Source organism: Streptomyces hygroscopicus subsp. hygroscopicus (assembly GCF_001553455.1).
GTDB lineage: Bacteria > Actinomycetota > Actinomycetes > Streptomycetales > Streptomycetaceae > Streptomyces > Streptomyces hygroscopicus.
The window spans coordinates 22,970-29,639 of the sequence record NZ_BBOX01000006.1 but is presented as its reverse complement, the minus strand read 5'-3'; the positions used below and the strand labels follow the sequence as shown (position 1 = coordinate 29,639).

6 protein-coding genes and 1 pseudogene are annotated in these 6,670 nt (G+C 71.8%); 5 read left to right on the top strand and 2 right to left on the bottom strand.

The window, feature by feature from the left end:
* Nucleotides 1-519: pseudogene (locus AXW62_RS01025) on the bottom strand (bifunctional 3'-5' exonuclease/DNA polymerase); the annotation flags it as partial.
* Nucleotides 520-998: 479 nt separating this feature from the next.
* Between AXW62_RS01025 and AXW62_RS01020 the strand changes: the two are divergent.
* On the top strand, nt 999-1,232 hold the full coding sequence (locus AXW62_RS01020) for a DUF397 domain-containing protein (RefSeq protein ID WP_030838154.1): 234 nt from the start codon (nt 999-1,001) through the stop codon (nt 1,230-1,232).
* Between the two features lie 62 nt (nt 1,233-1,294).
* Entirely contained in the window at nt 1,295-2,446 is a 1,152-nt protein-coding gene (locus AXW62_RS01015) for a site-2 protease family protein (protein WP_060942792.1), read from the top strand.
* Nucleotides 2,447-2,578: 132 nt separating this feature from the next.
* Here AXW62_RS01015 and AXW62_RS01010 read toward each other — a convergent pair whose 3' ends face one another.
* Complete coding sequence (locus tag AXW62_RS01010; protein ID WP_174556337.1) at nt 2,579-3,079, bottom strand: ATP-binding protein; 501 nt, start codon at nt 3,077-3,079, stop codon at nt 2,579-2,581.
* A gap of 304 nt (nt 3,080-3,383) precedes the next feature.
* Here AXW62_RS01010 and AXW62_RS01005 point away from each other — a divergent pair, with 304 nt between their 5' ends.
* From AXW62_RS01005 to AXW62_RS00995, 3 genes are all read left to right on the top strand, one after another.
* Nucleotides 3,384-4,247 carry a Sco1979 family transcriptional regulator gene (locus AXW62_RS01005; RefSeq protein WP_060942791.1) on the top strand — a complete coding sequence of 288 codons (864 nt, stop codon included), beginning with the start codon at nt 3,384-3,386 and terminating at the stop codon, nt 4,245-4,247.
* Between the two features lie 91 nt (nt 4,248-4,338).
* Nucleotides 4,339-5,796, top strand: a complete 1,458-nt coding sequence (locus AXW62_RS01000; protein WP_060942790.1) for an aldehyde dehydrogenase family protein — start codon at nt 4,339-4,341, stop codon at nt 5,794-5,796.
* Nucleotides 5,797-6,051: 255 nt separating this feature from the next.
* Nucleotides 6,052-6,618 (top strand): DinB family protein, encoded by a 567-nt coding sequence (locus AXW62_RS00995; protein ID WP_030838169.1) that lies wholly within the window; start codon nt 6,052-6,054, stop codon nt 6,616-6,618.
* Nucleotides 6,619-6,670 lie beyond the last annotated feature (52 nt).

The following is a 6,670-nucleotide window of genomic DNA, read 5'->3' as shown; positions in this document are numbered from 1 at the left end:
CAGCATCCCCGCCGACTCGGCGGTGGTCAGCAGCCGCATCCGGTCCGGGTGCTCGGCCGCCTCCGTGCGGACCAGCTGCCCCGCGTACACCGCGAGCAGCGCGTCGAGCGGGTCGGTGCCCGGCGGCAGCGGCGGCGGGCCGGGCTCGAACAGCGACGGCTGGGCCCCGGCCGCCCGCGGCGGCGGGTCCTCGGGCACGGGCAGCCCGCGCAGCCGCGCCCAGGCGGCGGCGAGCGAACGCGGTGCGCCCGAGCGTCCCTCGTGGCCGAGGAGGAGCGCCTCGGCCGCCTCGATGTCATAGGCCCGCTCGACCCGGACCCCGGCGGCCAGCAGCCGCGGATAGACCTCGGCGGTGGACCGCCACACCCACCGGTCGGCCTCCGGGCGGGACCGCACGGCCTCGGCTATCCCGCCCTGCTCCGCCGTCACCTCGACAACCGGTCCGGCGGCCTCTCCTCCGGGGCCGAGCGGGCAGAGACGAACACCCCCGTGGTCCGTCTCCGCCGCCGCCCATCTCATGCCCGTGAGTCTGGCAGGGGGGTCTGACAACGCCCGGCGACGACGTCTCGGCGGCGAGCGGCGGGCGGCGGGCGGACAGCGCGCGGCGGCGAGCGGCGGGACCGGACAGCGCCCGGCGACGAGCGGCGGGGTCGGGACAGCGCGCGGCGACGAGCTACGGAGCCGGACTACGCCCGGTCGGGGCCGGACAGCACCCGGCTCGGGGCCGGACAGCGCGGCGGCGACGAGGTCCGCTCAACCCGGGGGAGGACCCCGGCGTCATTCATGACGACTGTTCTCCTTCACCCGGGGGCAGGAGACGCCGGGTATCGGTGATCACGCCGGTACGGAAGGTGCACGTGCATCTGCTGGTGCATCTACCCGTGCATAAGCGAGTGCATTCACCCATGCATTGGCAAAGGAACGCGGCTATGATCCGGGACAGTTGACAGCTGCACGAACAGTGGAGAAGCCCTGTGCGCGACCACCCCTACAACGGCATGGCGGCCGCGGACCTCCAGGGGGTCGTCTGGCAGAAGAGCAGACACAGCAACTCCCAGGGGTCATGTGTCGAGTTCGCCAGACTGCCCGGCGGGGACGTGGCTGTCCGCAACTCCCGGTTCCCCGACGGCCCGGCGCTGATCTACACCCCGGCCGAGGTCGGGGCGATGCTGCGCGGGGCCAAGGACGGCGAGTTCGACCATCTGGCGCACGATCCGGCCGGTCTGGGCTGATCGCCGCGGACGCGCGACACTGGTAGTGGCGGGCGGGGGCACCCAACTGATGTGAGACGGCGATGAACGGCTCGGTCCGTGTCGGACACGTACTCGGGGTACCACTGCGGATGCACTGGAGCGTCCCGGTGCTGATCGTCCTGCTCGCCTACGGGCTCGGCCACCAGACGCTGCCCGCGTGGACCCCCGGCCGGACCAGCGCCGTCTACGCCCTCGCCAGCGCCGTCGGCGCCGTGCTGCTGATGGGCAGCCTGCTGCTCCACGAGGCCGCGCACGCGGTCACCGCCCGTAAGAACGGCGTCTCGGTGGAGGACGTGACGCTGTGGGCGCTTGGCGGCCTGACCAAGATGGGCCGGCCCCGCACCGCCGGGGCCGCGTTCTGGGTGGCCGTCGTCGGACCGCTCACCAGCCTGGTCATCGGCGGTGTGGCCGTCGGCGCGGGGATCGGGGCGCACGCCCTCATCGGCTGGGGGGTGCCCGCCGCCGTCCTGATCTGGCTGGGCTGGGCCAATCTGCTGCTGGGCGTCTTCAACCTGCTGCCCGCCGCGCCGCTGGACGGCGGACGGGTGGTGCAGGCGGTGATCTGGTGGCGCACCGGGGACCGTGACCGCGCCGAGCGGGCGGCGGGGCGCAGCGGCCAGGTCCTCGGCGCGGTGCTCATCGCCTTCGGCTGGATCTCCTTCCTGCGCGGGAACAACGGCGGGCTGTGGATCTCGCTCATCGGCCTGTTCATGGTGATCATCGCCAAGGCGGAGCGGCAGCGGGCCGGAGTCAACACGGCGCTGCGCGGGGTGCGGGTGGACGACGCGATGTCGGCGCCGGTCGCCTCCGGGGCGGACTGGCTGACCGTGGGGCGGTTCATCGACGAGGTGGTGGCCCACTCCCGGCATTCGGTGATGCCGCTGCTGGACTTCGAGGGGCGCCCCAGCGGGGCCGTTCAGCTGCGCACCCTCGCGGCGGTGCCGGCCGAGGCCCGGGAGACCCAGCGGGTGCGCGACGTGGCGACACCGCTGTCGCGGTGCACCGTGGCCGAGCCCGGTGAGCTGCTGAGCGAGGTGCTGGAGCGGGCGCGGCCGGGGGGCGGTGCAATGCCGGTGCTGGTGGTGGACCACGGGCAGCTGACGGGAATCGTCACGATGCACGATGTGACCCGGCTCTTCCAGCTGCACGGCCTGGGCATCACCACGGCCCCGCCGGAGTCCACCCGCCCGTGACGGCGGGGAGTTCGGTCCAACGGCGGCGGGGTCGGCCCAGCCCCGTGACGGCGGGCGCGCGATGGGTGACCAGGCCCGCGACGGGTGGCGGCGCTCGCCCAGCTTTGTGGCCACCAGGGGCGGGCGGGCCGCTCAGCCCGGTTGCGCGTGGGTCGGAAGGTGGAAGACGGCCCAGACGATCTTGCCGCGGGTGGCGTCCGCGAGCGGCTGCCAGCCCCAGCCGTCCGTGAAGGACTCCACGAGGTGCAGACCGCGCCCGGACTCCTCGCCGCACCCCGTCTCGCCGGTCACCGGGCCCACCGCGCTGGGGTCGCGCACCGCGCACACCAGCCGGGAGGGGCCGCGCATCAGGTGGAGCCGCACCGGCCGCTCCGGCTCACCGGGCGCGGGGCCGCCGGGCAGGGCGTGCCGGAGAGCGTTGGTGACCAGTTCGGAGACGACCAGCGCCACTTCGTCGAGGAGTTCGGAGAGGTTCCACTGCCGCAGCGTGGAGCCGGTGAACTGGCGGGCCCCCTTGACCGCCTCGTAGCGGGCGGGAAGTGCGCAGGAGACGGATCCCGAGACGGCGGAGGGATCGATCGGGGCAGACCCTTGCCACAAGGGTTCCAGCAGGGTCGGACCTTCGCTCCCCATGCGAGCACTCCCGCATCCGTGGCCGTGACGAATCCTGGCCAGATTTCGTACGAGCTTGCACGTGCGCAAACCCTATGGTTCCGAATGCGCACGCCGGATGCAAGGGCAAATGCACGTGCACGCACGGAAGTTGGTCCGGTCCGATGGGTTTTACGGTGATTTCCGACTCCGTACACTGGCGTACATCCCCCGGCTGAGTAACGACATGCCTACGGCGCGGAGCCCGTACAGTGGCAGACTTCGCCCCCAGGGGCCGCGGGGCGCCGTTCGCAGGGATGCTTTCCGTACAGGGAGGATCGCGGAGATGGCCGCAGGCGAGTCGAGTGGATCGGTGGTGCGCCGGATCCTTCTGGGCTCACAGCTCAGGCGGTTGCGCGAGGCCCGCGGCATCACCCGCGAGGCGGCGGGCTATTCGATCCGCGCCTCCGAATCGAAGATCAGCCGGATGGAGTTGGGCCGGGTGAGCTTCAAGGCGCGGGACATCGAGGATCTGCTGACGCTGTACGGAGTCACCGACGACGCGGAGCGGACGGCGCTGCTCGGGCTCGCCCGCGAGGCCAATGTGGCCGGGTGGTGGCACAGTTACGGCGATGTACTGCCCGGCTGGTTCCAGACCTATGTCGGCCTGGAGGGTGCCGCCTCCCACATCGCCTGCTACGAGGTCCAGTTCGTGCACGGCCTGCTGCAGACCGAGGGCTACGCCCGGGCCGTGGTCACCCGGGGGCAGCCGCAGGCGTGCGCCTCGGAGGTGGAGCGGCGGGTGGCGCTGCGGATGGAGCGGCAGAAGCTGCTGGTCTCCGAGCGCGCCCCGGCGTTCCACGTGGTGCTGGACGAGGCCGCGCTGCACCGCCCCTACGGCGGGCGGGGCGTGATGGCCGCCCAGCTGCGCCATCTGATCACGGTCTCCGAGCATCGGCATGTGACGCTCCAGGTGATGCCGTTCGCCTTCGGCGGGCACGCGGGGGAGAGCGGGGCGTTCACCCGGCTGCGCTTCCCGGAGTCCGACCTGCCCGACGTCGTCTACCTGGAGCAGCTCACCAGCGCGCTCTATCTGGACAAGCGCGATGAAGTGGGCCAGTACGAGCGGGTGTTGGAGCGGCTCAGCGCCGACAGCCTCTCGCCGGAGAAGACCCGGGATTTGCTCCACGGGCTCCTCCGGAATGCCTGACTCATCAGTAGGATGACGTTCTGTCAGGAAATACCCCCCACGCGTGCGCGGCTGTCGGTCCATGACGCCGCGTCCTCCAGATAGGGATGGCATGTCCTACTTCTCGGAGTTGGCCCTTCAGTTCATCGACGGTGAGTGGCGCGGCGGAAGCGGTTCCTGGGACATCGTTGACTTCAATCCCTACAACGGGGAGAAGCTCGCCTCCATCACCGTGGCGACCGTCGAGGAGGTGGACGCGGCCTACCGGGCGGCGGAGCGGGCGCAGCCGCAGTGGGGTGCCACCAACCCCTACGCCCGGCGGGCGGTCTTCGAGCGGGCGCTGCGGATCATCGAGGACCGGGAGAAGGAGCTCACCGAGACCATCATCGCGGAGTGCGGCGGCACCCATGTGAAGGCGGGTTTCGAGCTGCACCTGGCCAAGGAGTTCCTGCGGGAGGCGGTCCAGCTGGCGCTGCGGCCCGAGGGCCGCGTGCTGCCCTCGCCCGTCGACGGCAAGGAGAACCGCCTCTACCGGCTGCCGGTGGGCGTGGTCGGAGTCATCAGCCCGTTCAACTTCCCCTTCCTGCTGTCGCTGAAGTCGGTCGCCCCCGCGCTGGCCCTCGGCAACGCCGTCGTCCTCAAGCCGCACCAGAACACCCCGATCTGCGGCGGCGGCCTGGTCGCCAGGATCTTTCAGGAGGCGGGGCTGCCCGCCGGGCTGCTCAATGTCGTGGTCACCGACATCGCGGAGATCGGCGACGCCCTGATCGAGCACCCCGTCCCGAAGGTGATCTCCTTCACCGGCTCCGACAGGGTCGGCCGGCACGTCGCCACCGTGGCCGCCGCCCACTTCAAGCGCACGGTCCTGGAGCTGGGCGGCAACAGCGCGCTGGTCGTGCTCGACGACGCCGATCTGGACTACGCGGTGGACGCGGCGGTCTTCAGCCGCTTCGTCCACCAGGGGCAGGTCTGTATGGCGGCCAACCGGGTGCTGGTGGACCGGGCGGTGGAGCGGGAGTTCACCGAGAAGTTCGTGGCCAAGGTGGAGACGCTGAAGGTGGGCGATCCGGCCGACCCCACCACCCACATCGGCCCGCTGATCAACGAGGGCCAGGCCGAGGCGATCACCGCGCTCGTCGACCAGACGATCGCCGGCGGGGCCACCGCGCTGGTGCGGGGCCGCACCGAGGGCACCCTGGTGGGGCCGACCGTGCTCAGCGGGGTCCCGGAGGGTGCGGCGATCCTCGGGCAGGAGGTCTTCGGCCCGGTGGTGACGCTGATCCCGTTCGACGGCGACGACGAGGCGGTCCGGATCGCCAACGACACGGACTACGGGCTCAGCGGCGCCGTGCACACCGGCGACATCGAGCGCGGGGTGCGGTTCGCCCAGCGGGTCCACACCGGCATGATCCATGTGAACGACAGCACGGTCCATGACGAGCCGATCGTGCCGTTCGGCGGGGAGAAGCACTCCGGGCTGGGGCGGCTCAACGGGGAGTCGATGATCGAGGACTTCACCACCACCAAGTGGATCTCCATCCAGTACGGCAGGAGCCAGTTCCCGTTCTGAGCGGGGGATTTCGAGTGCGGGGGGCCATGCCACACCCGGCCCGGACGGAACGCTGACAGAAGCTGACGGAAGCAGAAGCGGAGCGCGGACGGGGCCCGGCCGGAACGCGGGCGGGACCCGGCCGGAACGCGGACCAGAACGCCGAACGGAACGCCGACCAGAACGCGGACAGAAGCTGACCGCAAGCCTTTCTACCGTGGGGTTCATCGAAGGGCGCCGGATCGGGAGCGCCCTCCTGGTGAGAGGCGGCAGCCCATGCCCGTGATCGTGAACCCCGAGGCGTGTCAGGACGAGCGCGGCGCACTGCTGGCGTACCTGGACGCCCAGCGCGGCGGCATCCGGCGCGCGGTGCACGGTCTGACCGAGGAGCAGGCCCGCAGCACCCCCAGCGCGAGCGCGCTTTCCCTGTCCGCGCTGCTCAAGCACGCGCTCATGGGCGAACGGGGCTGGCTCGCGACCGCCCGGGGCACGGTGGGTGACCCCAAGGAGCAGATGGCCGAATGGGAGGACAGCTTCCGGCCCGCCGCGGACGAGACGGTCGAGGTGCTGCTCGCCCGCTACGAGGAGGCGGCGCGGGAGACCGATGCCGCCCTCCGGGCCCTGCCCTCGCTGGACGCGACGTTCGAGGCGCCCCGCTATCCGTGGGACGAGGGCGGCACCCGTACCTGGCGCTGGCTGGTCCTCCACATGATCGAGGAGATCGCCCGGCACGCCGGCCACGCCGACGTCATCCGCGAGACGATCGACGGCAAGGGCGCCTTCGACCTGGTCTTCGAGACCGGGGCGATGCCGGAGCCGGACTGGTCGGTCCTGGAGCGGTGATCCGCCCGGCCCGGCGCCACCGGACAGGGCCTAGCCTGGTCACGGCGGGGAC

Bases quoted from the DNA above. Each gene is read 5' to 3' on its own strand.
- AXW62_RS01020 (WP_030838154.1), top strand. From the start codon at position 999: ATGGCGGCCGCGGACCTCCAGGGGGTCGTCTGGCAGAAGAGCAGACAC.
- AXW62_RS01015 (WP_060942792.1), top strand. From the start codon at position 1,295: ATGAACGGCTCGGTCCGTGTCGGACACGTACTCGGGGTACCACTGCGG.
- AXW62_RS01010 (WP_174556337.1), bottom strand. From the start codon at position 3,079: ATGGGGAGCGAAGGTCCGACCCTGCTGGAACCCTTGTGGCAAGGGTCT.
- AXW62_RS01005 (WP_060942791.1), top strand. From the start codon at position 3,384: ATGGCCGCAGGCGAGTCGAGTGGATCGGTGGTGCGCCGGATCCTTCTG.
- AXW62_RS01000 (WP_060942790.1), top strand. From the start codon at position 4,339: ATGTCCTACTTCTCGGAGTTGGCCCTTCAGTTCATCGACGGTGAGTGG.
- AXW62_RS00995 (WP_030838169.1), top strand. From the start codon at position 6,052: ATGCCCGTGATCGTGAACCCCGAGGCGTGTCAGGACGAGCGCGGCGCA.